Origin of the sequence: Rhizobium sp. TH2, from assembly GCF_024707525.1 — a bacterium.
Taxonomy (GTDB): domain Bacteria; phylum Pseudomonadota; class Alphaproteobacteria; order Rhizobiales; family Rhizobiaceae; genus Rhizobium_E.
The window spans coordinates 625,338-646,812 of record NZ_CP062231.1 but is presented as its reverse complement, the minus strand read 5'-3'; the positions used below and the strand labels follow the sequence as shown (position 1 = coordinate 646,812).

Here is a 21,475-nt window from a genome sequence, read left to right as displayed (position 1 = left end):
CCGCTCGGATTGTTCCTTTTGGGTCAGTTTAGCCTTTGGGCTTTTTGGGCCTTGGCTTGTATCGGCTTGGTTTGACGATCCCATATGGTTTCTCACCTCGCACTAGTTGTTTCATAAGTCAGGCGCTTGCCAACCACGCCGTCAAGGATCATGCCGGCGCGGGCTTCATCATTTACGCCGCGACCGACGCGCTTGTTATAGCGGAAATCGAACTCGGCAAGATAGCGATGCAGGTGCTTTTCAGCGCAATGCTGATAGGTGCCACGCATACCGCGCTTGAACACGGAGAAGTAGTTTTCGACGGTGTTCGAATGGATGACCAGATCGCCTTCGTAGCGCACGTATTCCTTGGCCGAATGCTTGGTCGAATGATGTTCGGCAAAGGTCTTTCCCATTTCGTTGTAGAGGCGGCTTTCGTCGGTCATGAGGATGCTTTCGCGGGAAACGTTCTGGTTCACCAGTTCGGTCACGTTCTCTTTGTTGGCATGGGCAACATGGAAGGTGCGGACGTTGCCGCCGCGCTCGACAAGGCTAAGGATCGCCCGCTTGTGTGACGGACCGGTCTTGCCAGACTTGGTGAAGGGGCGACCGCTGGTGGTGACTTCCGGCGCGGGGCCGTCCTTCTTGCCGTAATAGGTTTCATCTGCCTCAACGATTTGACCCTCGCCACCGAGCGGACCAAGGCCACCTTCGCGCATGGCTTCCCGGATGCGGTGAGACATGAACCAAGCGGTCTTGAGAGTGACACCCAAGGTGCGGTGAAGCTGGTTGGAGCTGATGCCCTTTTTCGAAGAAGCGATAAGGAAGATAGCCTGAAGCCACAGGTGAAGCTTGACGTGGCTGCTTTCGAAGATGGTCCCGACCTTCACGGTGAAGGGCTTGCGGCACTGGTAGCACTTGTAGGTGCCGATACGGGTGCTGGTGCCCTTCATGGCGCTGATACGATCGAAGCCGCCGCAATGCGGGCAAACCGGGCCTTCCGGCCAAACGCGCTTCTCTACAAAGCGGTAGGCAGCGGCTTCATCGTGAAAGTGGCGGTCAGAAAGAATGGACATTGCGGTAACTCCTTGTGATAATTGTATATCACAGGAAAATGGGTACGGCAAGTATAATATTAGGATTATTTTCCTATTTCATCTCAAAGCTGTGTTTAGGAGCGAAGACCTCGCCCTGCGCCTCTCAGCAAACCACCCGCGACGTCCTCCTCGGGCTTGTCCCGAGGATCTGGTAAGGGTGGATAGAAGCGCGACGTAAATGTTTGTTTTAGCATGGTTAATCGGATAGCGCACCAGATCCTCGGGACAAGCCCGAGGAGGGCGTCGCGGTTGTGGCAAGCAGCCGAGCCCCAACCCAAAAGGTCTTGAGGCGGGGTCTTCCCGCACTTGATTTGTCGTGCTTTCCCGTATCTCTTCACCCAACCACAAGGGGAGGTATCCGCATGATCCGTCACACCGTCGCATTCAATCTCAAGCATGCCAAAGGCTCGGCCGAGGAGAAGAAATTCCTCGATGATGCGCTGGTGCTGACCGAAATTCCGGGCGTCCAGAAATTCGAGCGGCTGCGGCAGACGAGCCCGAAGAACAGTTTCAGCTTCGGCTTCTCGATGGAATTCGCCGACCAGGCAGCCTACGGCATCTATGACGGCCATCCGCTGCATGTCGCCTTCGTCCGCGACCGCTGGCTGGTCGAGGTGTCGGATTTCATGGAGACCGACTACGTCGCGATTTGAGGAGGCGGCTTTTCCGGCGCAAGATCTTCAAGCGCCAACTCATTCAGCACAGCCCGGATAAACCCGTCACGGGCGGTGCCGGGTTCGAGGCCGCGGGGTTCGTAGACGTGGCGGTTGAGGAAATATTGCGTCAGGCGGAAGGCCTCGCCGAGGCTTGCCCCGTCGGCGCTTTCGCGTGAGCCTTCCTTCAGGAATTCCGGCAGGCGGAAGAGTTTGTCCTGGTAGGGCAGGCCCGCATCGCGGCTGACCGCCCTGCCCGATTTCGGCGAGACGAATTCCAATTGCTCGCGGGTGCCGGTCGCGGCGCATTGGAGCAGATCGAGGCCGAAGCCGAGGTCGTTGAGGACGGCAAGTTCGAAGCGGATATAGAGTTCGCCCGCGCCGGATGCCTCGCCGAGATGGTCGAGCACGATGTTGAGCATATCGAACAGATGCGGATGCGGGTCGCGTTCGGGGAGCAGCCGAAGCAGGGCTGCCAGTGCCTGGACGCCATGCAGGCTTGCGGCATGTTCCATCAGCGTCGCGGCGCGAAAGTTCAGCGGCTCGGTGGAGAAGTTGCCGAGATGCTCATCGAGCCGCGCCCGCCAAGTGACCTCGACGAGATTTCCCGGCTGCAGCACGGGCTGCATGGTGCGCGAGCGGCCGTTGCGGACGAGGCCGAGATGGCGGCCGCGCTCGCGCGTCATCACCTCGGCGATGACGCTGGTTTCGCCATGCCGCCTGACTCCGAGTATGATCGCTTCATCTTGCCACTGCATTCCGCGACTTTACTTCATCGCCAGCGCCTTGGCACGGCAGAAACAACCTTCAAGGTGATCGTTCACCAGACCCATGGCCTGCATGAAGGCATAGACCGTGGTCGGGCCGACAAAAGTCCAGCCGCGCTTCTTCAAATCCTTGGACAGCCTGACCGAGGCGGGCGACGTCGGGTTGGCGCGCAACCAGGCGAGATCGATCCGGTCGGGCCGTTCGCCGGGCTGTGGCGCATGGCTCCAGAAATATTTGTCCAGCGTGCCGAATTCCTTTTTCAGGTCGATGGCGCGCTTTGCATTGTTGATGGTCGAGACGATCTTGCCGCGATGGCGGACGATGCCCTTGTCGCCCAATAGCCGCTCGATATCGCTCTCGCCGAACAATGCGACCTTGTTGAAATCGAAGCCGGCAAAGCCCGCGCGGAAGGCGTCGCGCTTGCGGAGAATCGTCAGCCACGACAGGCCGGACTGGAAACCTTCGAGGCAGATCTTCTCGAACAGGCGGATATCATCATGCACCGGATAACCCCATTCGGTATCATGGTAGCGCATGTAGTCCTCGAGCCCGCCATGCCAGTGGCAGCGCGTCAGCCCGTCGCTATCCGCCGTGATCAATCCTTCCATGAATTCCTCCGGAAATCGCTGCGTTTCAAAGGCTTTACCATTGCATAACCATCTTTCAAAACCCGGCAGTAACCCTGACAAAAGGTTCATTGCCGGAAAACAGTCTTAATGAACACCCGTTTACCATTCGCTTGGGGATATGGCGCATGGTCGGCCCATCAGGTTCATTTGGTTTCCAGTCACGAGTAGTCCCGATGATCAGAAAGACCCTTCTTCTCGCATCCGCATTCGCGCTTTTCGCCGTCTCCGTCCAGGCCGACGAGCGCTACAAGGTCATCCGCCCCGTCATTATCGAATCCGGCATTGCCGGCGAATGGATGACGCAGCTTTCCGGCCCCGTGCGTGCCCGCGTGCTGCGCAAGGTCGAGCGCCGCCAGGTACAGTATCGCACGGTGCGCCGTGCCGGCCTGTTCAGCCGGCCTGTCGTGCAGCAGGTGACCTATCGCGCCGAAAAGCCGCCGATCGAGCAGATGGAGCCGCAGTTCCTGCCGCAGGTGGTGGAGTACGAGACCAAGTACAGGCCGGGCACGATTGTCATCGACACCAACAACCGGTTCCTCTACCTCGTCCTGGCTGATGGCAAGGCCCGGCGCTATGGCGTCGGCGTCGGCAAGCCGGGCTTCGAATGGGCCGGCGAACACAGGATCACCCGCAAGGCGGAATGGCCGGAATGGAACCCGCCGCAGGAAATGATCACGCGCGAAGCGGCCAAGGGCCACATCCTGCCGGCGCATATGGAAGGCAGCGAGGCCAATCCGCTCGGCGCGCGGGCCATGTATCTCGGCTCGACGCTTTACCGCATCCACGGCACCAATGCGCCCTGGACGATCGGCTATGCGGTCTCCTCGGGTTGCATCCGCCTGCGCAACCAGGACGTCGTCGATCTTTACGAGCGGGTGAAGGTCGGCACACGGGTCATCGTCATCTGACAGACGCAATTGGGCAACACTTGCCGATTGTTGCGACAAACACATGAATGTGAACGCATGTTAGAGGCCGGACAAACGTCCGGCTTCTTGAATTTATCGGTGAGTGCGGTACGGTTCTGAACAAATATTCTACTGACGGGGAAGAAGATGTACGGCAAGTTACAGTCAATCCTGATGGCGGGCGTGATTGCCGCAACGGGCATGCTGGTCCAGGACGCCAATGCGTTCACGCGGCAGGCGGCCACGATCGACGGGGCGAACAGCGACATCGTCAAGGTGGCGATCGCCAGGAAGCCGGCGGCGAAATATCAGCGCAGGGTGGTCAAGCTCGACACCGACGAAGCGCCCGGCACGATCATCGTCGATACCAACAACAAGTTCCTCTATTATGTCGAAGGCAATAACAGGGCGACGCGCTACGGCATCGGCGTCGGCCGCGACGGCTTCGGCTGGTCGGGGGTGATGAAGGTGCAGCGCATGGCCGAATGGCCGACCTGGGTTCCGCCCAGGGAAATGGTCGCCCGCGAGCGCAAGAAGGGCCGTATCCTGCCCGACCGCGTCGAGGGCGTGAAGGGCAACCTGAACAACCCGCTCGGTGCGCGCGCGCTCTATCTCTACAAGGGCCGTAATGATTCGGGCTTCCGCATCCACGGCACCAACGAGCCGTGGTCGATCGGGCTCAATATGTCTTCGGGCTGCATCCGCATGATGAACAAGGATGTCGTGCATCTCTACGATCGCGCACAGATTGGCGCCAAGGTGATCGTCGTCGGTCCCGGCAATCGGCAGGGCAAGGTGCGGTTCAACGACCAGGGCGTCGACTATTTCCGCCAGCTCTTCGCTTCCTTCGAGTAACGTCGAGCAAAATGACCTGATCTTCGATCCCGGGGCGAGAGTTCCGGGATTTCTGTTTGCGGGTGATGTTGCAGAAATTACACACTTCCGCCTTATCGAATGGCTGGAGCTTTTGTGTCTTTTTCGGACTCGAAATTCGCTATAGCTTCGGCAGGTGATTTGACGATCGGCGCAGGGGCTCCACGCGCCTTGAGGGACATTCGATGAACAGCATAGTCGTTCGCATCGGGCTTGGCGCTGCCGCGCTTCTCGCATCCACAACCATGGCTTTCGCCGATCCGACAATCTCAGTCTACGGCGGCTGGCAGACGGCGCCGCACAGCACGGTCAATGTGACCGACGGCACCAAGTTCACGGCCGGTTGGGATGGCAAATCATTCGAGATGCCGCCCTATTGGGGCGTTCGCGGTACATACTGGCTCGACGACTGGGGTTATGACGAGATCGGGCTGGCGCTCGATTTCAACCATGCAAAGGTCTATGCGCGCGACAATACGCTCAATCACAAGACGCCGGGCTGGACGCATTTCGAATTCACCGACGGCCTGAACCTCGCCACCGCCAACGTGCTCTACCGCTTCAAGGGCGATCGCGACTGGACGCCCTATCTCGGCGCCGGCATCGGCGCGAACGTACCGCATGTGGAAGTGACCCGCCCATCGGGCACGACGTCGGAATATCAGCTTGGCGGCGTCACGGGGCAATTGATGCTCGGCGTGGACTACAAGTTCACCGACCACATCTCGGCTTTCACCGAATACAAATTCAACTACAGCCGGGTGAATGTGGATATCGACTCGGGCGACAAGCTCAAGACGAACATCCTGACCAATGCGATCAGTTTCGGCCTGTCGTATAATTTCTAACCAACTCCAGCCGTGCCCGGTGGTTCACCCCGCCGAGCAGGTGATCTTACCCTCGACGGTGAAGGCCTTGCTCTCGCTGCCTTCGGTGGCCGGCTCGATGGTGAGCGCGTATTTGCCGGAATACTCGAATTCCTCTTCCGGCGGCTTGTTTGCCTCGATGATCAGCTTGACCGAGGCGAACGGCACGCCGTCGCCTTCCGTCTCACGATAGATCATCAGCTTGAGATCGTTGCCGCGAAACCATTGCTGCTTGAGTTCGGAGCCATCGAGCGTGAATTTCCGGAGCGTCTTCTCGGTGCGCTTGTCCTTGGATTCGAGCTCGCCGCGGATCTGGAACAGGCCGCCGATATCCGAATAGCTGAAGATCGACTCGAAGGTGAGGTTCACATTCCCGTCGTCGATGCTGCAGCCGAGCCCTCCGGTGGCGAAGGCCGTGGCAGGCGTGCAGGCGATGATGGCGCCGAGCGCCCAATATTTCAGTCTCGATGTCATATCATTGCCCCGAAATCGTAAGGATTGCGGATAACACGGGCGGGATGGCGGTTTTATTTCAGCACATCAGGTTTTTTGCCACCATAGGCCCAGTTCATCAGTTCAACCGTGTGGAGAACCGGGATATCCGCCGCGCTGCCGATCTGGGTGATACAGCCGAGATTGCCAGCGGCGATGACATCGGGCTTCAGTGCCTTGAGGTTCTTCACCTTCCGCGCCTTGAGTTGGTCGGCGATATCGGATTGCAGCATGTTGTAAGTGCCGGCCGAGCCGCAACAGAGATGGCCCTCGGCCGGTTCCTTGACCGCAAAGCCCGCACGCCGCAGCAGCGCCTTCGGCTGAAGGGTGATGCGCTGGCCGTGCTGCAGGGAGCAGGACGAATGATAGGCGACGGTCATGCCGCGCGACGGCTGTTCCGGAAGCTCCAGGCTGTCGAGATATTCCATCACGTCGCGGGCAAGCGCCGAGACACGCCGGGCTTTCTCCGCATAGGCCGGGTCGGCCTTGAACATATGGCCATAGTCCTTGATCGTGCTACCGCAGCCGGACGCGGTGATGATGATTGCGTCGAGCCCCTCGCCGTCCATTTCCGATATCCAGGCGTCGATGGTCTTGCGGGCCGAGGCGTGTGCGGCGTTCTCATGGCCCATGTGATGGCGGAGCGAGCCGCAACAGCCCTCGTTGTCAGGCAGCACGACCTCGATGCCGAGATTGTTGAGAAGCTCGATCGCGGCCTGGTTGATGCCGGGGTCCATAACCGGCTGGACGCAGCCCGAGAGCATCGCCACGCGCTGGCGCCTGGGTTGCTTTGCGGGAAATGTGCCGGGTTCGGCAAAACGCGACTTCGCGGGCAGCGCACGCGGCGCGAGTTCGAGCATGGCGCCGAAGGCTTTTAGCGCAGGGATGCGCTTCATGATGCCGGCGAAGGGCCGGCCGAGTGCCGCGAGCGTCATGGCCAGCCGGAACCGCTTCGGCGACGTCATGAAATAGGCGAGTGCCGCACGCTGCAGACGGACTAGCGGCGGACGCTTGTAGGTGTTTTCGACATGGACCCGGGCCTGATCGATCAGGTGCATGTAATCGACACCGGAGGGACAGGTCGTGGTGCAGGCAAGACACGACAGGCAGCGATCGATATGCAGCGCCGTGCGGGCATCGGCGGCGCGATCGTTCTCCAGCATTTCCTTGATCAGGTAAATGCGGCCGCGCGGGCTGTCGAGTTCATTGCCGAGCGTGACATAGGTCGGACAGGTGGCGGTGCAGAAGCCGCAATGGACGCATTTGCGGATAATGCCTTCGGCTTCCGCGGTCTTGGGATCGGCGAGCTGAGCCGGGGTGAAATTGGTTTGCATTGTCGCTCAAAGCCCCAATTCGCTATGCGAACCAAGCCGCACTAATTCCAGCACATCATCGCCCAGTTTGCGATAAATAAGCACTAGGTCCGGCCTCACATGACAATCTCGACAGTCAATCCAATTACCAGTGAGCGGATGATCGAAATTCTTCCTCGGCAACTGCTCATCGGCGACAAGAATCTGCACAATCTCATTCAAAAGCGGATCGAGGTTCTTGGCTGATCGGCCACTTTTCTCTCGCTTGTAATCGCGCTTGAATTTATTGGAGAATTTAATCGTCCGCATTGAGGCTCGCAAAAAGCTCGTCAACCGAACCAACGGTCGTCAGTTCGCCGCGTCGCGCCGCCTTGATGGCTTCGATCGTCTCATCGTTCGGAATGAGTGGGTCAAAGGGGAGCGCCTTCTCGCGTGCGATCCGTACCATCATCATCCGGAATGCGTCGGAAACAGTAAGTCCCATCGCGTCCAGAACAGCTGACGCTTCGTTCTTCACGTCCTCGTTAATTCGGGCTCGAACAACAGCATTCTCGCTCATCATATTCTCCTGGGCTACGTTGTAGCCCATATGTATGTTTTGTCACTTCCTGCATCAAGTTAAAAGTGACATCCTCCCTGGATTGAATATCCCCGCCGGATCGAATTTTTCGCGGATACGGGCCGAAAGCGCAGCCACGGCTGGAGCTTCTGGCTGAAACGCGGGGATTGCGGAACGATCATCATCACTCGCTCGCACAAGCGTTGCATGTCCGCCCGCCTGTTTGACCAGATCGCGCACGAGCTCCGCTTCGGGCGCGGCTTCCATGCGCAGCCACAGCAACCCGCCCTGCCAGTCGAGATAGCCATCGACGCCGGTTTGCAGCCGGAGTGCCGAGAGGATCTGGTGGCCCATCGAGGGCGCGGTGGAAAATTTCCACAAGGGTCGTTCCCGACCATCCGCGTGAAACGGCTTGGCGTCGCGGATTTCCTGCCAGAGCGATGTTGTCTGTTCGTGATCCAGTTGAGAGACCAAGGCGACCTTGGCGAAGGCGGCGACGAGCTTGGCCGCGCGTTCCTTCACCGAGAAGCCGAGGCCTTCCAGCCTGAGCACGGTGGCGCCTGCAACGGGCAGTGTGCCACCGAGGAACCGGGCGCGGCAGCTCTCGGGCAGGTGCGCCGCGCCGGAGACTTCCACCGACATGGCGAGTGCCTCGGCCATGGCCTGCGTGGCCGTGGCTTCATCCAGCCCGGCGAGCACGATCGTGGCGGATGTCTCGGGCAGCGGCAGGACCTTGAAGGTCAGTTCCGTCATCAGGCCGAGCGTGCCGTGCGAACCTGCCATCAGTTTCGGCAGGTCGAGCCCGGTGACGTTCTTCATCACGCGGCCGCCGGCCTGGATCACTTCGCCCATGCCGTTGACGAAGCGGAGGCCAAGCAGGTGATCGCGGGCCGCACCTGCCTGGAAGCGGCGGGGGCCGGAGAGATTGCAGGCGAAGGTGCCGCCGATCGTCGGCTCGCCCTCGCTGCCATAGATGCCGCGATAATCGGCGGGCTCGAAAGCCAGGCCCTGCCGGTGTTCGGCGGCAGCTGCTACCAATTCGGAAAGTGGCGTGCCTGATTTGGCGGTCATCACCATTTCGGCCGGGTTATAGGCGGTGATGCCCTTGAGTTCGGAGGTGGAGAGGACCTCGGTCGTATGGACGGGGCGGCCTAGACCGGCCTTGGTGCCGCCGCCACGGATTTCGAGCGTGAGGTTGCTGCGGGCGGCGGTTTTCACGAGGGAGATGGCGTCGGATTCTGTATAAGGGGTCAGCATCAGACAGGCCGCCCTTCCAGCGGAAACACCTTCGACGGGTTCATGATCCACTTTGGATCGAAGGCCGCGCGCAGGCGCATTTGCTGTGCAAGATCCGCCTCCTTGTACTGATGCCGCATCAGGTCACGTTTTTCGATGCCGACGCCGTGTTCGCCGGTGAGGCAGCCGCCATGATCGACGCAGAGTTTGAGGATTTCGTTGCCGGCGGCTTCGGCGTGGGCGCTCTCGTCGGGGTCGTTGATATTGTAGAGGATCAGTGGGTGCATGTTGCCGTCTCCAGCATGGAAGACATTGGCGACGCGCAGGCCGTGGCTGGCGCAGATATCGTAGGTGCCCTGCAGCACCGCGACAAGTTCGGAGAGCGGCACCGTGCCATCCATGCAGATATAATCGGCGATGCGGCCCGTGGCGCCGAAGGCCGATTTGCGGCCCTTCCAGATCAGTGCCGCTTCCATGGCCGACTGGCTTTCCTTGACGGTCTTCACGCCGTGCCGGCGGGCGATCTCGATAATGCCTGCGAGCATCATGTCCATCTCGGTCTCGGAGCCTTCGACCTCGATGATCAGCAGCGCCTCGGCATCCATGGGATAGCCGGCATGGGCGAAGGCCTCGCAGATTTCGATCGCCGGCTTGTCCATGAATTCGATGGCCACCGGAATGACACCCGAGCCGATGACGTCGGAAACGCAGGCGGCGGCACTTTCGGCGGTCGGGAAACCGAATAGCACCGGTCGGACGCCTTCGGGCTTGGCGATCAGCCGCACGGTCGCTTCGGTGACGATGCCGAGCTGGCCTTCCGAACCGCAGACGACGCCGAGCAGATCGAGGCCGCCGGCATCGAGATGCTTGCCGCCGAGTTCGACCACGGTGCCATCGAAAAGCACGAGCTTGACGCCGAGCAGGTTGTTGGTCGTTACACCGTACTTGAGACAGTGGGCGCCGCCGGAATTCATGCCGATATTGCCGCCGATGGTGCAGGCGAGTTGCGAGCTGGGGTCCGGCGCATAGAAGAAGCCATCCGCCGACACGGCGTCGGAGATCGAGAGATTGGTGACACCTGCCTGTACCACCGCGGCGCGATTGGCGAAATCGACTTCGAGGATGCGGTTCATGCGGGTGAGTGCGATGACCACCGCGTCGTTCTGCGGGATGGCACCACCGGACAGCGATGTGCCGGCGCCGCGCGGCACGACGGGGATATCGTAGCGGGCACAGTATTTGAGCACGGCGGCGACCTCCGCCGTGGTGCGCGGCAGGGCGACTGCGAGCGGCAGATTGCGAACCGCGATGAAGCCGTCGGTCTCGAAAGGCACGAGTTCGGCGGTATCGCTGACCACGCCTTCGGCGCCGAGCAGATCACTGAGATCGCCGACGATGATCGCGCGTCTCGAGATGATCTTCTCGTTTGGCGGCAGGAATGCCAGGGTCTCGGTCATCGTCTCCTCCGTTGGCGCCGCGATGAAACAGCATACGCACTTTCGCGTTTTGCCGCGCTGCGTCAACCGCACTATGTCGGTGTTCACACCAGTTCGCGTGGAATGAGCTGCCAGAAGCCAGGTTTGCGGCCATATCTCTCCCTCAATCGCGCCATGTAGTCGCGATGGTTCTGATAGGTGAAGCCCGCACCCAGCCTCGGCTGGAGCTCATGAAGCACGACATAAAATGTTGCGCCATCGCCATAGGCATCGCTGATTCCGCGACGCAGGATGTCGTCGAGCAATATGCGATAGAGCATCGTCGCCGCGACGGGATAGTCGTCCAGGAAGGCATCGGCCGCCTCGACCAGGATCCCGGATTGCCGGCCATCCCATTTGCCGAGATGGCGCAGCACATGTTCGGACGCCAGATCGAGGCGCGGCCACTTGACGAGAAAATCCAGCGCTTCGTGGATGCGGGGGCTGGCGGCGACAATGGCGAAGGCCTTGTCGGTCTCCTCGAATTCGGCGAAATCGTCGAGCTTCGAGATATAGTTGCGGAGAATATCGGGCCGAAGCGTCCGCTCGAATTCCGTCCAGCGGATCGCCTGGGCGTCGCCTTTCTGCTTGAGCGCGTCGAGAATATCCGCTTCAAGCAGCCGTGGCGGCTGGGCGGGAGCCGTAGCTGCGTTGTCCGCGTGCGTGAGGCGCATCGTGGCGGCAGGCTTGCGCACCCATTCGAGCGCTTCGGGATATCGCTTTGCCTCGTGCAGCATCCGGGCGATCAGATGATTGTCGCGGCGCTCCTGCGGCTTCAGTTGTTCCAGTTCGATATAGGCGTCAATATCGGCGGTGTGCAATGCCAGGGTTTGGAGATATGCCACGGGCTCAGTGTTTCGCCAGTGGGCGGCCTTCTCCGTCGGGCCTTTGAGTTTTCCTGTTAGAATCGCCTTCCAGGCGTCGGCTGCCGACTTACCCAGCCCGCAGAGGATATCCAGCAGAGGCTCTCTGAGATTTCCATCATCGTCACCGACTCTCGCCTTCTCCAGCGATGTGACCGACCTGACCTGCTCGTCGACGTCGAGTTTCAACGCGGCTTCGACAAGACTGTCCCTGCCCTCGTCCATGAGCTTGGCGAGCCGCGCTCCGCCGTTGCGCGCACGCTCCTCGATCACGGCGCCGACATCAAGGAACCGGAGCACCCGTTCGAATGCCGCATAGCGGTCGAGGCTCGCGAGTTCCGACGTGATGTTCCTGAGCAGGCCGCGCAGCTCGACCGAAAGCGTGTTGGCCCTGGTCGGAGAGAGATAGGCCCGGCTTTTCTGGAGCGAATCAAGCTTCGAGTCGATGAGACGCGCCACCTCGCCGGCGCCGGCGCCTCCAGCAAGTGCGGCGAGCAAACGGCTCTTCAGCGCTTTGTTGAAGGCCACTTCGTCGAGAAGGATTTCCACGAGCTTCTCAAGCCCGAGGCCGGTGAGGCCCGCCTGGTCGAGTTTCGCTTTCGCCGATTTCGGCATTCAGAGCCCTTCAAACCTATTCCTGCGGCACATCATGCCCGCGCCTGATCCTCCGCACAACGTACCAGACCCCCAAAACCGCGACAGGTACGAATGCGCCGGTCAACAACGCGGGCTCGATCGTATCGCCTTCATGGAAGAAGGCCTTCACCAGATAGCCGAACAGGCCGACGACATAGTAGGAGATCGCGGCGACCGAGAGGCCTTCGACCGTCTGCTGCAGCCTGAGTTGCAGTTCGGCGCGGCGGTTCATGGCGGTCAGCAGTGCGCCGTTCTGGCGTTCGAGCTCGACGTCGATCCAACTGCGGACCAGCGCATTGGCGCGGGTGAGCTTGCGCGACAGGTTGGCCTGCCGCTCCTCGACCGACTGGCAGGTACGCATGGCGGGGGCCAGCCGGCGCTCGAGGAAGGAGCCGACGTGCTCGTAGCCGGACACCGGGGTTTCGGCGAGCGCTGCGATGCGCTCCTTGACGATGCCGTAATAGGCGCGCGAGGCGCCGAAGCGGTAGAGCGCGACTGCGGCATTGGCTTCCAGATCGGCGGCGAGACGGGTGATCTCCGAAAGCACGGCGTCGGCATCATCGCGCGGCTCGGTCTTCATGCGCTGGGTGATACCGGTCAGGCCGTCTTCGATGCGGCGGATTTCGGGCGACAGCGTTTGCGCCAAGGGCAGGCCGAGCATGGCGAGCGTGCGGTAGGTCTCGATCTCCAGCAGGCGCTGGATCAGCGCGCCGGTGCCGAGCGGCGTCAGCGACCGGTCGACGACCAGGATCTGGGTCAGGCCATCACCGTTTTGCCGGAAGTCGGTATAGACACGCGCCTGGCCGTCCTTGACCTCGCTGTAACAGAGGCTGGCCTGATCGAAGCAGGCGATCGCCTCTCCAATGCCCGGGCCCTCCGGCCTCAGTTCGAGCCGAATGCCGGAGATCAGCGAACCCGGCGGTTTGAAGCCATCGCCGAAAGGGTGCATGGTGACTTCGCCGCCGAACTTGTCCGGGATCGGCCCGTCCCAGAACCATGTCGAGAATTCCGTATGCTGCTCCCAGCGTAGCGTACCGGGTCCCCAGGCCATGGCGTGGTGGCGGGCATCGCGGCCGGGCGGGGTGACGCCGCGCTGGCGGGACATCTCGGCCATGACGGCGTGATCGACGCCGGCGCCGCCATCCATCATGAAGGCAAGCTGGAAGATCACCCGCGGCGCCTTCACCAGCACATAAGGGCGCGAATGAATCTCGCCCAATGCGCGTGCGCGATCCGGCGCCTGCGGAAATGAAAACATCCCGTTACCCATCGACAATGCCCCTGCCCCTATGTCCCGTGACACACTGTCGCGGAAACTGGGCGGAATTGAAACCGGACGCGTTGACGCAGCCGGCATTTCCTGAAGAAATCCGAAAAATCGACAAGTGGACAGAAAAATTGACCACTTGTGCTTTGTTTGCTATCCGATTGTCAGGAGGCCGCTCAAATGGACGGGCTGTTCACGAGAATCGACCACGGGACAACTGCCGACGAAGCCGTCCGGCAGATCGAATTCCTGTTGCTCGACGGCGTGCTGTCGAGCGGCGACCGATTGCCCGGTGAACGGGAGTTGGCTGAACGGCTGGATATTTCGCGCCCGGTGCTGCGCGACGCGCTCAAGGAACTCGAAAGTCGCGGCCTGATTGTGAGCCGGCATGGTGGGGGCACCTATGTCGCCGACCTGATCGGCCAGGTGTTTTCCAAACCGGTGGCCGAACTGGTCGCCCGGCACGAGCGGCCGACACGCGATTATCTCGAATACCGGCGTGAGCTCGAAGGTTATGCGGCGGCACTGGCCGCACGGCGGGCGACATCCGCCGACAGGACGCGAATCCAGGGCATTATCGGCCGGCTGCGGGACGCGCATGAGCGCCGCGATCTTCAGGAAGAGACCGATGGCGATATCGACCTCCACAATGCGGTGGGCGAGGCAGCGCATAACATCATCCTGATGCACACGCTGCGCGCCTGCTACAAGCTGCTCGCCGAGGGGATTTTCTTTCATCGGCGCCTGATCCTCGACCTGCCCGGCTCGCGCGAGAATATCCTTGCGCAGCATGTCGGGATCGCCGAAGCGGTCCTTTCCGGCGATCCGGATGCCGCGCGGCAGGCAGCCGAAATGCATATCGATTACGTTGCGGACGCGGTGGAAGAAGCCCGGCGTACGCTCGAACGGGAAACGGTCTCGAATCTCAGGAAGATGCAGTGGGAGACGGCGCGCGCCGGCTCGCCACAGACTGGCCGAAACGGAAAGGGGAACAGGACATGAGTTCGACGCTGGAAAGCGGAACCTCGATCACCAAACAGAGCGAAGGCGTGACTCCATCGGCCTCGACCAGTTCGGAGAGCCGCGCCGTCGTTCCGGTCACGGGCGGCCGCGATCTCGTACCCTACGACAAGACCAACAATCCGCCGGGGCTGATCGCCCGCTACGTGAATGCCATAAGGAAAGCAGAAATGAAGTCGGTCCTCACCATCGCCGAAATGAAGGAACTTGCGCGCCGCCGGGTGCCCAGGATGTTCTTCGACTATGCCGACAGCGGCGCCTGGACCGAAAGCACCTACCACGCCAACGAGGCGGACTTTTCCAAGATCAAGCTCCGCCAGCGGGTGCTTGTCGATATGACCGGCCGCTCGCTCGCGACCGAGATGGTCGGCGAGAAGGCATCAATGCCCGTGGCACTGGCACCCACCGGCCTGACCGGCATGCAGCATGCCGACGGCGAAATGCTGGCCGCACAGGCGGCCGAGGAATTCGGCGTGCCCTTCACGCTTTCCACCGTCAGCATCTGCTCGATCGAGGATGTGAAATCGGTGACCAGGAAGCCTTTCTGGTTCCAGCTCTATGTGATGAAGGACCGCGAATTCGTGGAGAACCTTATCGGGCGCGCCAAGGCCGCGGGTTGCTCGGCACTGGTGCTGACGCTCGACCTGCAGATCCTCGGCCAGCGCCACAAGGATATCCGCAACGGCCTTTCCGCGCCGCCGAAATGGACGCCGAACCATGTCTGGCAGATGGCGACGCGGCCGGGGTGGTGCATGGGCATGCTCGGCACCAAGCGCCACACCTTCCGCAACATCGTCGGCCACGCCAAGAACGTGTCCGACCTGTCATCGCTTTCGGCCTGGACCGCCGAGCAGTTCGATCCGCAGCTTTCCTGGAAGGATGTGGAATGGATCAAGGAACGCTGGGGCGGCAAGCTAATCCTCAAGGGCATCAACGATGTCGAGGACGCGCGTGCGGCGGCGGGCAGCGGCGCGGATGCGATCATCGTATCCAACCATGGTGGACGGCAACTCGACGGCGCAAGCTCTTCGATCGCGATGCTGCCACGCGTGGTGGATGCGGTCGGCGACCGGATCGAAGTGCATGTCGATGGCGGCATCCGGTCGGGCCAGGACGTGCTGAAGGCTGTCGCGCTCGGCGCCAAGGGCACCTATATCGGCCGGCCGTTCCTCTACGGGCTCGGCGCGGGCGGCAAGGCGGGCGTGACCCGGGTGCTGGAGATCATCCAGAAGGAACTCGACATCACCATGGCGCTCTGCGGCAAGCGGAACATCGCGGATGTGGACCGGAGCGTGCTGCTGGAGGGGTGAGCCGGACTTGAAGATCTCAGCAAGATGTATTACATTGTAATCATCTTTTGGAGATCGTCATGTCGTCATCAACAATGGTCACTGCCCGCATTCCCAAGGAGCTCGTCGAAAAGCTTGACGAGGCGGCGCGCAAGCTTGGCCGGTCGCGCTCGTGGATCGTCAAGGAAGCACTTGAACGCCATCTCGCACAGGAACCGAAGAGTGTAACGCCCCGCACGAACGAGCGCAGGGATATCATGTCCTTTGCAGGTGCCGGTATTAAGTTGTCCAATCGGCGAACCGACGAAGAAATCGATGCTGAAATTCGTTGGCTTCGTGGCAATGATTGATATCGAAGGCGTCGCCGTCGCCTATGTGGACACCAATATTTTCATATACTTCGTCGAGTCGAGCAGCACTCTTGGTGAGCGGGCACGAGCATGGATCGATGCGCTGAGACATGCGGACATCCCATTGGTAGTCAGCCGTCTAACCTTGCTTGAATGTCTATACGGCCCGGCAAAGCATGGAGACGAGGAACTGATCTCGGCTTATCGCAATCTGCTCGAAGATGCCTCCATAGTTGAGATGCAGGAACTCGAGCATCACATCCTCAAGGATGCGGCCATGAAAGGTGGAAAACTCGGCCTCAAACTACAAGATTCCATACATTATTTCACTGCTTTACATTGCCACTGCGACCTCCTTCTTACAAATGACGCACGTTTCAGATCGACGGGCTCCATGCGAGTAATGTCCATCAATCCATCGACATCGTGACCTTCCAGTAATTGCCCCCGAGACGGCAGGGATAGCCGACGCAGCGAGAGCCGGATTTGCGTTTGTGTTTCCGCACAGCGTCGTCCACCGACCTGTCCACGACCCCGAACCAAAACGGGCCGCTCCGCTGGAAAATTCGATACAGCGTCCTTAAATATGTCCAGAAGTAAAGCAACAACGGTTTCTCTGCCGCAGGTTGCCAAGAGATTGGTGGCGCAGAAAGCGAAAATATTCGCAATCAAGACATCGTTTATCCTTTTCGATAAGATTAAGTTGCGAATAAGCGTGTACGCTCCGACGTTTAACGTCAAAAGCTACGCGCAATTTGCTAATGTTATTGAATCGTCCTGCAACTGATTCGACAACGAATTCGAGGTGACTGACTGAAGTGAAGATCCTGTCCGAAATTTCCGATACGCTCTACCTGATGTTCCGCCGTCCCAAGCGGGCGCAATATGCGGCGCTGTGCTACAGGCTGCGCGAGAATGGTGGAAGTCCGGATATCCTTCTCCTGACCAGCCGCGATACCGGCCGTTGGGTGATCCCCAAGGGCTGGCCGATGGGCGCCCGCCCTGGATATGAGGTGGCGGCACAGGAAGCGCTTGAGGAAGCCGGCGTGATCGGCGAGGCGGAACGCCAGCCGGTGGGCTGCTTCGGCTATGACAAGGCGATGGCGGAAGGCGTGAAAATGCCTTGCGAGGTCCAGGTTCACGCGCTGAAAGTCACCGAGTATGCCGAGGAATTCAAGGAAAAGGGCAAGCGCCGCATCGAATGGGTGAGCGCCGGGGAAGCGGAAACGCGCGTCCAGGAACCTGGATTGAAAAAGCTCATCCACGACTTTGCACAGCGCCGTAGCTGAAACGATTTTTACAGTTGCGGAACCGCTCGCTGCGGCGTTACCTGAACGTCGCAACGGATAGTGCAATGGCCGATACACAGTCACCCTTCGAAAAGCCGACGCTCGACAAGGATCTCGAGAAGCTCTCCTTCATCGAGGCCTCGACGCAATTCGTCATGATGAAGGCCGCCGGTCCCGGACTCGGCGTGATCTTCCTGGCGCTGGCGGCTCTCTTCTCGGCACTTTTCGTTTCCTCAAGCCCCGCCGCACTCGCCATCATCGCGGGCGCGGCCATTGCCGCCTACATGGCGATGAATATCGGCGCCAACGACGTCACCAACAATGTCGGCGCCGCGGTCGGCGCCAAGGCCATTACGCTGGTCGGCGCGCTGTCGATCGCCTTCGTGTTCGAGATCGCCGGTGCATTCTTTGCCGGCGGCAATGTCGTGCAGACCATCAAGTCAGGCATCGTCAATCCCTATGCGATCGGCGATTCGAACCTCGTGATCGCGATCATGCTGAGCGCGCTGCTGTCGGCTGCGATCTGGATCAACATCGCGACATGGATCAATGCGCCTGTCTCGACGACGCATTCGATCGTCGGCGGCATCATGGGAGCCGGTGCCGCCAGCGCAGGCGTCGGCGCGGTCAACTGGAGTGTGATGGCGCAGATCGCGGTCAGCTGGGTGGTGTCACCGGCATTCGGCGCGGCAATTGCCATCGGCTTCCTCTGGTTCATCAAGGAAACCATCATCTATGCCGAGGACAAGGTGGCGGCGGCGTGCAAGTGGGTGCCGGTGCTTCTCTCCATCATGGCTGGGTCCTTCCTCACCTATCTGCTGATCGTCTTGCGCCAGGGGCGTTTGCCCGGGGTCACCAACTGGCATGCCATAGCCATTGGCGCGTTGTTCGCGATTGCCTCGTATTTCTGGCTGCGTATCGCCGTCAGGAAGCAGGCGGTCGGACTTGAGAATCGCAACCAGTCGCTCAAGGTCCTTTTCCGGATGCCGCTGATTTTCTCCGCCGCGCTGCTATCCTTTGCCCACGGCGCCAACGACGTCGCGAACGCCATCGGGCCGCTGGCAGCGATCGTCGAGGCGACCGGCATCCAGACCGTCGCCCGCAATCTCGACGCGCCCTATTGGGTGACGACGATCGGTGCGCTGGGTATTTCCGTCGGTCTCGCGCTGTTCGGGCCGAGGCTGATCCGCGTCGTGGGTACGCAGATTACCAAGCTCAATCCGGTGCGCGCCTTCTGCGTGGCGATGGCTGCCGCGATCACCGTCATCATCGCCTCGGCACTTGGTCTGCCGGTGAGCTCCACGCATATCGCCGTGGGCTCGGTCTTCGGCGTGGGGCTGTTCCGCGAATGGTACACCGCCAATTCGGCAAAGCGGCGCGACTATATCCTCGCGCGAGCGGAGCCGCACGACGTGCCGGAAATATTGAAAGCCGCCAAGCGGGCCGAGGAAGAAGAGACCGACGGCGGCGACAGTCATGATGGCGACCGCAGCTACCGCTATCTCGTCCGCCGCTCCTATCTGACCTCGATCCTCGCCGCATGGCTTGTCACGGTGCCGGCGTCCGGGTTACTGGCAGCCTTGCTCGTCATCATCCTGCGGCCCCTGATCTGAGTTTCCCATGCGCGCCAATTTTCGCCTCCAGCGGCTCTTCGTCGAAAGCGATATCGTCAGCGGCGGAGCGCTGCCGGTCAGCGACGGCCAGTTCAACTATCTCCACAATGTACTCCGGCTGGAGGATGGAGCCGAACTGCTGGCGTTCAACGGACGCGACGGCGAGTGGCTGGTGAGGCTGACCTATCCCTCGCGCAAGAAGATCCTGCTCGAGCCGGTCGAGCAGACCCGACCGCAGCCGGACCCTTGCGATCTGCATTATCTCTTCGCGCCGCTGAAGGTCGGGCGGCTCGATTATCTCGTGCAGAAGGCAGTCGAGATGGGCGCCGGCGTGCTGCAGCCGGTGATGACCCAGCATGTGCAGGGCAAGATCGGATCGATCGACCGGCTTCGCGCCAATGCCACAGAGGCAGCCGAGCAATGCGGCATTCTCGCCATCCCCGAAGTGCGCGAACCGGTGCGGCTGATCGACCTGCTGGAAGCCTGGGATCGAAATCGCCGGATCATCTATTGCGACGAGGGCGCCGAGACCAACAATCCGATGTCGGCACTCGACGGGATCAAAGAAAAGAACCTTGCGCTGCTGATCGGCCCAGAAGGCGGCTTTTCGGCGGAGGAGCAGACACGGCTGCGCGGCCTGCCCTTTGTCACCGCTATACCGCTCGGTCCTCGTATCCTGCGCGCTGATACCGCAGCCGTAGCCGCCATGGCAGTGATCCAAGCGACAATCGGCGATTGGGCGTGAACGGAATATCCTTCAGCGAAATTTGACGCTGCTTGAATCCTTTTCACTTGCATCACATCTAAAAGCCGTTCAACGATCCCCGCCGGTTCCTGGCCCCTTGAAGGCCTTTCCCTTTATCGAAGAAGTTCCTATGGCACGCGACACCACCGACAGCACGCTCGTCACCTCCAAGGATGAGCTGATCGCCTATCTCGACGCCGGCTCCAAGCCTGAAGAAAAATTCCGCATCGGCACCGAACACGAGAAATTCGTGTTCTTCTCGGCCGACGACACACCCGTTCCCTATTTCGGCGAGGCGGGGATCAAGACCATTCTCGACACGATGCAGGCGCGGACCGGCTGGGAGCCGATTATCGATGCCGGCAACATCATCGGCCTCGCGGGACCGGAGGGCATGGGTGCGATCTCGCTCGAACCGGGCGGCCAGTTCGAACTGTCGGGCGCTCCACTCGAAAACCTGCACGAGACATGCAAGGAGACCAACCAGCACCTGGCGCTGGTACGCGAGATCGGTGAGCCGCTCGGCATCTCCTTCCTCGGCATGGGCGGCAGCCCGAAATGGACATTCGCCGAAACGCCCCGCATGCCGAAGTCGCGCTACGCGATCATGAGCCGCTACATGCCGAAGGTCGGCGCCAAAGGGCTCGACATGATGTACCGGACGTGCACGATCCAGGTGAACCTGGACTTCTCCTCCGAGATCGACATGCGCCGCAAGATGCAGGTGTCGCTGAAGCTGCAGGCGCTGTCGACGGCGCTGTTCGCAAGCTCTCCCTTCACGGAGGCCAAGCCGAACGGCTTGAAGAGCTGGCGCGGCGACATCTGGCGCGACACCGACAACCAGCGCGCGGGCCTGCTGCCTTTCGCATTCGAGCCGGATTTCGGTTTCGAGCACTATGTCGAATGGGCGCTCGATGCGCCGATGTATTTCGTCGTCCGCGATGGCAAGTATCACGACTGTACGCACATCACCTTCCGCCAGGCGATGGCGGGCGCGCTAAAGGGCGAGCTTGCCGACTGGCAGATCAACTTGGGCGACTGGACCAACCACCTCTCGACACTGTTTCCGGATGTGCGCCTCAAGCGCTTCCTTGAAATGCGCGGCGCCGATGGCGGTCCATGGCGGCGCATCTGTGCCCTGCCCGCCTTCTGGGTGGGCCTGCTCTACGATTCCGTGGCACTCGATGCCGCCGAGGCGCTGACCCGCGACTGGACCTTCGATGAAGTGCAGGTGCTGCGCGACACGGTCCCCGTCCAGGCCATGGACGCCAGCTTCCGCGGTCGCAGCCTTTGGGATCTCGGCCGCGAAGTGGTCGATATTTCCCGCACTGGGCTGAAGTCGCGGGCACGCTTCAATTCCTCGGGACAGGACGAAACGGTGTTCCTCGCGCCGCTCGATGAGATGATCGCCAAGAAATCCACCCTCGCCGACGACATGCTGTCGCTGTGGAAGGGACGCTGGGCGGGCGATATCGACAACGTATTCGAAGATTATCAATATTGATCGGCCCAGGCGGCGAAAGCCGCCCTTTTATTGCGGGATAAATTCCTGTTT

Annotated in this window: 23 protein-coding genes; 12 read left to right on the top strand and 11 right to left on the bottom strand. The window is 60.8% G+C overall.

Annotation, left to right across the window (positions count from 1 at the left end; genetic code table 11):
• Window positions 1–92: 92 nt before the first annotated feature.
• Window positions 93–1,055: an IS1595 family transposase gene (locus tag IHQ71_RS03320; RefSeq protein WP_258160475.1), complete on the bottom strand. Its 963-nt coding sequence runs from the start codon at window positions 1,053–1,055 to the stop codon at window positions 93–95.
• 383 nt (window positions 1,056–1,438) lie between these two features.
• Here IHQ71_RS03320 and IHQ71_RS03315 point away from each other — a divergent pair, with 383 nt between their 5' ends.
• Entirely contained in the window at window positions 1,439–1,729 is a 291-nt protein-coding gene (locus tag IHQ71_RS03315) for a Dabb family protein (protein WP_258160471.1), read from the top strand.
• On the opposite strand, the gene recO is transcribed toward IHQ71_RS03315, so the two are convergent.
• Window positions 1,714–2,487: a DNA repair protein RecO gene (recO, locus tag IHQ71_RS03310; RefSeq protein ID WP_258160470.1), complete on the bottom strand. Its 774-nt coding sequence runs from the start codon at window positions 2,485–2,487 to the stop codon at window positions 1,714–1,716. The two genes, IHQ71_RS03315 and recO, sit on opposite strands and share 16 nt — an antisense overlap.
• 9 nt (window positions 2,488–2,496) lie before the next feature.
• Window positions 2,497–3,105 (bottom strand): DNA-3-methyladenine glycosylase I, encoded by a 609-nt coding sequence (locus IHQ71_RS03305; protein ID WP_258160468.1) that lies wholly within the window; start codon window positions 3,103–3,105, stop codon window positions 2,497–2,499.
• A 194-nt stretch (window positions 3,106–3,299) separates the two neighbouring features.
• Here IHQ71_RS03305 and IHQ71_RS03300 point away from each other — a divergent pair, with 194 nt between their 5' ends.
• The 3 genes from IHQ71_RS03300 (at window position 3,300) to IHQ71_RS03290 (ending at window position 5,755) form a co-directional block, all read left to right on the top strand.
• Window positions 3,300–4,034: a L,D-transpeptidase gene (locus IHQ71_RS03300; protein WP_258160465.1), complete on the top strand. Its 735-nt coding sequence runs from the start codon at window positions 3,300–3,302 to the stop codon at window positions 4,032–4,034.
• A 147-nt stretch (window positions 4,035–4,181) separates the two neighbouring features.
• Window positions 4,182–4,889 carry a L,D-transpeptidase gene (locus IHQ71_RS03295; RefSeq protein ID WP_374989949.1) on the top strand — a complete coding sequence of 236 codons (708 nt, stop codon included), beginning with the start codon at window positions 4,182–4,184 and terminating at the stop codon, window positions 4,887–4,889.
• Window positions 4,890–5,092: 203 nt separating this feature from the next.
• Complete coding sequence (locus IHQ71_RS03290; protein ID WP_258160463.1) at window positions 5,093–5,755, top strand: outer membrane protein; 663 nt, start codon at window positions 5,093–5,095, stop codon at window positions 5,753–5,755.
• Between the two features lie 24 nt (window positions 5,756–5,779).
• On the opposite strand, the gene IHQ71_RS03285 is transcribed toward IHQ71_RS03290, so the two are convergent.
• The 8 genes from IHQ71_RS03285 to IHQ71_RS03250 all read right to left on the bottom strand — a co-directional run bounded on the left by IHQ71_RS03285 (window position 5,780) and on the right by IHQ71_RS03250 (window position 13,617).
• Complete coding sequence (locus IHQ71_RS03285; RefSeq protein ID WP_258160462.1) at window positions 5,780–6,247, bottom strand: hypothetical protein; 468 nt, start codon at window positions 6,245–6,247, stop codon at window positions 5,780–5,782.
• A gap of 53 nt (window positions 6,248–6,300) precedes the next feature.
• Window positions 6,301–7,599 (bottom strand): glycolate oxidase subunit GlcF, encoded by a 1,299-nt coding sequence (gene glcF, locus IHQ71_RS03280; RefSeq protein WP_258160460.1) that lies wholly within the window; start codon window positions 7,597–7,599, stop codon window positions 6,301–6,303.
• Between the two features lie 6 nt (window positions 7,600–7,605).
• Window positions 7,606–7,887 (bottom strand): type II toxin-antitoxin system YafQ family toxin, encoded by a 282-nt coding sequence (locus tag IHQ71_RS03275; RefSeq protein WP_258160459.1) that lies wholly within the window; start codon window positions 7,885–7,887, stop codon window positions 7,606–7,608.
• The gene (locus IHQ71_RS03270) at window positions 7,874–8,137 is read right to left on the bottom strand and encodes a type II toxin-antitoxin system RelB/DinJ family antitoxin (protein WP_258160458.1); all 264 of its coding nucleotides are present in this window, start codon (window positions 8,135–8,137) and stop codon (window positions 7,874–7,876) included. The genes IHQ71_RS03275 and IHQ71_RS03270 overlap by 14 nt, the downstream gene beginning before the upstream one ends.
• A gap of 54 nt (window positions 8,138–8,191) precedes the next feature.
• A complete protein-coding gene (gene glcE, locus IHQ71_RS03265; RefSeq protein ID WP_258160457.1) occupies window positions 8,192–9,394 on the bottom strand; it encodes a glycolate oxidase subunit GlcE in 1,203 nt (400 codons plus the stop codon).
• Window positions 9,394–10,830: an FAD-binding oxidoreductase gene (locus IHQ71_RS03260; RefSeq protein WP_258160456.1), complete on the bottom strand. Its 1,437-nt coding sequence runs from the start codon at window positions 10,828–10,830 to the stop codon at window positions 9,394–9,396. The genes glcE and IHQ71_RS03260 overlap by 1 nt, the downstream gene beginning before the upstream one ends.
• A gap of 83 nt (window positions 10,831–10,913) precedes the next feature.
• Window positions 10,914–12,326: a DUF6880 family protein gene (locus tag IHQ71_RS03255; RefSeq protein WP_258160455.1), complete on the bottom strand. Its 1,413-nt coding sequence runs from the start codon at window positions 12,324–12,326 to the stop codon at window positions 10,914–10,916.
• Between the two features lie 16 nt (window positions 12,327–12,342).
• Window positions 12,343–13,617, bottom strand: a complete 1,275-nt coding sequence (locus IHQ71_RS03250; protein ID WP_258160454.1) for a DUF3422 family protein — start codon at window positions 13,615–13,617, stop codon at window positions 12,343–12,345.
• A 177-nt stretch (window positions 13,618–13,794) separates the two neighbouring features.
• Between IHQ71_RS03250 and IHQ71_RS03245 the strand changes: the two genes are divergently transcribed.
• The 8 genes from IHQ71_RS03245 (at window position 13,795) to IHQ71_RS03210 (ending at window position 21,424) form a co-directional block, all read left to right on the top strand.
• A complete protein-coding gene (locus tag IHQ71_RS03245) occupies window positions 13,795–14,616 on the top strand; it encodes a FadR/GntR family transcriptional regulator (protein ID WP_258160453.1) in 822 nt (273 codons plus the stop codon).
• 188 nt (window positions 14,617–14,804) lie between these two features.
• Window positions 14,805–15,944 carry an alpha-hydroxy acid oxidase gene (locus IHQ71_RS03240; RefSeq protein ID WP_258162725.1) on the top strand — a complete coding sequence of 380 codons (1,140 nt, stop codon included), beginning with the start codon at window positions 14,805–14,807 and terminating at the stop codon, window positions 15,942–15,944.
• 59 nt (window positions 15,945–16,003) lie between these two features.
• Window positions 16,004–16,273, top strand: a complete 270-nt coding sequence (locus tag IHQ71_RS03235; protein ID WP_258160452.1) for a ribbon-helix-helix domain-containing protein — start codon at window positions 16,004–16,006, stop codon at window positions 16,271–16,273.
• Window positions 16,239–16,703: a type II toxin-antitoxin system VapC family toxin gene (locus IHQ71_RS03230; protein WP_258160451.1), complete on the top strand. Its 465-nt coding sequence runs from the start codon at window positions 16,239–16,241 to the stop codon at window positions 16,701–16,703. The genes IHQ71_RS03235 and IHQ71_RS03230 overlap by 35 nt, the downstream gene beginning before the upstream one ends.
• A 388-nt stretch (window positions 16,704–17,091) precedes the next feature.
• Complete coding sequence (locus tag IHQ71_RS03225; RefSeq protein WP_258160450.1) at window positions 17,092–17,562, top strand: NUDIX hydrolase; 471 nt, start codon at window positions 17,092–17,094, stop codon at window positions 17,560–17,562.
• Between the two features lie 65 nt (window positions 17,563–17,627).
• Window positions 17,628–19,175 (top strand): inorganic phosphate transporter, encoded by a 1,548-nt coding sequence (locus tag IHQ71_RS03220; RefSeq protein WP_258160449.1) that lies wholly within the window; start codon window positions 17,628–17,630, stop codon window positions 19,173–19,175.
• Window positions 19,176–19,182: 7 nt separating this feature from the next.
• A complete protein-coding gene (locus IHQ71_RS03215; protein WP_258160448.1) occupies window positions 19,183–19,920 on the top strand; it encodes a 16S rRNA (uracil(1498)-N(3))-methyltransferase in 738 nt (245 codons plus the stop codon).
• Between the two features lie 130 nt (window positions 19,921–20,050).
• Window positions 20,051–21,424 (top strand): glutamate--cysteine ligase, encoded by a 1,374-nt coding sequence (locus IHQ71_RS03210; RefSeq protein WP_258160447.1) that lies wholly within the window; start codon window positions 20,051–20,053, stop codon window positions 21,422–21,424.
• The last annotated feature ends 51 nt before the right edge of the window (window positions 21,425–21,475 follow it).

Bases quoted from the DNA above. Each gene is read 5' to 3' on its own strand.
- IHQ71_RS03320 (WP_258160475.1), bottom strand. From the start codon at position 1,055: ATGTCCATTCTTTCTGACCGCCACTTTCACGATGAAGCCGCTGCCTAC.
- IHQ71_RS03315 (WP_258160471.1), top strand. From the start codon at position 1,439: ATGATCCGTCACACCGTCGCATTCAATCTCAAGCATGCCAAAGGCTCG.
- recO (WP_258160470.1), bottom strand. From the start codon at position 2,487: ATGCAGTGGCAAGATGAAGCGATCATACTCGGAGTCAGGCGGCATGGC.
- IHQ71_RS03305 (WP_258160468.1), bottom strand. From the start codon at position 3,105: ATGGAAGGATTGATCACGGCGGATAGCGACGGGCTGACGCGCTGCCAC.
- IHQ71_RS03300 (WP_258160465.1), top strand. From the start codon at position 3,300: ATGATCAGAAAGACCCTTCTTCTCGCATCCGCATTCGCGCTTTTCGCC.
- IHQ71_RS03295 (WP_374989949.1), top strand. From the start codon at position 4,182: ATGTACGGCAAGTTACAGTCAATCCTGATGGCGGGCGTGATTGCCGCA.
- IHQ71_RS03290 (WP_258160463.1), top strand. From the start codon at position 5,093: ATGAACAGCATAGTCGTTCGCATCGGGCTTGGCGCTGCCGCGCTTCTC.
- IHQ71_RS03285 (WP_258160462.1), bottom strand. From the start codon at position 6,247: ATGACATCGAGACTGAAATATTGGGCGCTCGGCGCCATCATCGCCTGC.
- glcF (WP_258160460.1), bottom strand. From the start codon at position 7,599: ATGCAAACCAATTTCACCCCGGCTCAGCTCGCCGATCCCAAGACCGCG.
- IHQ71_RS03275 (WP_258160459.1), bottom strand. From the start codon at position 7,887: ATGCGGACGATTAAATTCTCCAATAAATTCAAGCGCGATTACAAGCGA.
- IHQ71_RS03270 (WP_258160458.1), bottom strand. From the start codon at position 8,137: ATGAGCGAGAATGCTGTTGTTCGAGCCCGAATTAACGAGGACGTGAAG.
- glcE (WP_258160457.1), bottom strand. From the start codon at position 9,394: ATGCTGACCCCTTATACAGAATCCGACGCCATCTCCCTCGTGAAAACC.
- IHQ71_RS03260 (WP_258160456.1), bottom strand. From the start codon at position 10,830: ATGACCGAGACCCTGGCATTCCTGCCGCCAAACGAGAAGATCATCTCG.
- IHQ71_RS03255 (WP_258160455.1), bottom strand. From the start codon at position 12,326: ATGCCGAAATCGGCGAAAGCGAAACTCGACCAGGCGGGCCTCACCGGC.
- IHQ71_RS03250 (WP_258160454.1), bottom strand. From the start codon at position 13,617: ATGGGTAACGGGATGTTTTCATTTCCGCAGGCGCCGGATCGCGCACGC.
- IHQ71_RS03245 (WP_258160453.1), top strand. From the start codon at position 13,795: ATGGACGGGCTGTTCACGAGAATCGACCACGGGACAACTGCCGACGAA.
- IHQ71_RS03240 (WP_258162725.1), top strand. From the start codon at position 14,805: ATGAAGTCGGTCCTCACCATCGCCGAAATGAAGGAACTTGCGCGCCGC.
- IHQ71_RS03235 (WP_258160452.1), top strand. From the start codon at position 16,004: ATGTCGTCATCAACAATGGTCACTGCCCGCATTCCCAAGGAGCTCGTC.
- IHQ71_RS03230 (WP_258160451.1), top strand. From the start codon at position 16,239: ATGCTGAAATTCGTTGGCTTCGTGGCAATGATTGATATCGAAGGCGTC.
- IHQ71_RS03220 (WP_258160449.1), top strand. From the start codon at position 17,628: ATGGCCGATACACAGTCACCCTTCGAAAAGCCGACGCTCGACAAGGAT.
- IHQ71_RS03215 (WP_258160448.1), top strand. From the start codon at position 19,183: ATGCGCGCCAATTTTCGCCTCCAGCGGCTCTTCGTCGAAAGCGATATC.
- IHQ71_RS03210 (WP_258160447.1), top strand. From the start codon at position 20,051: ATGGCACGCGACACCACCGACAGCACGCTCGTCACCTCCAAGGATGAG.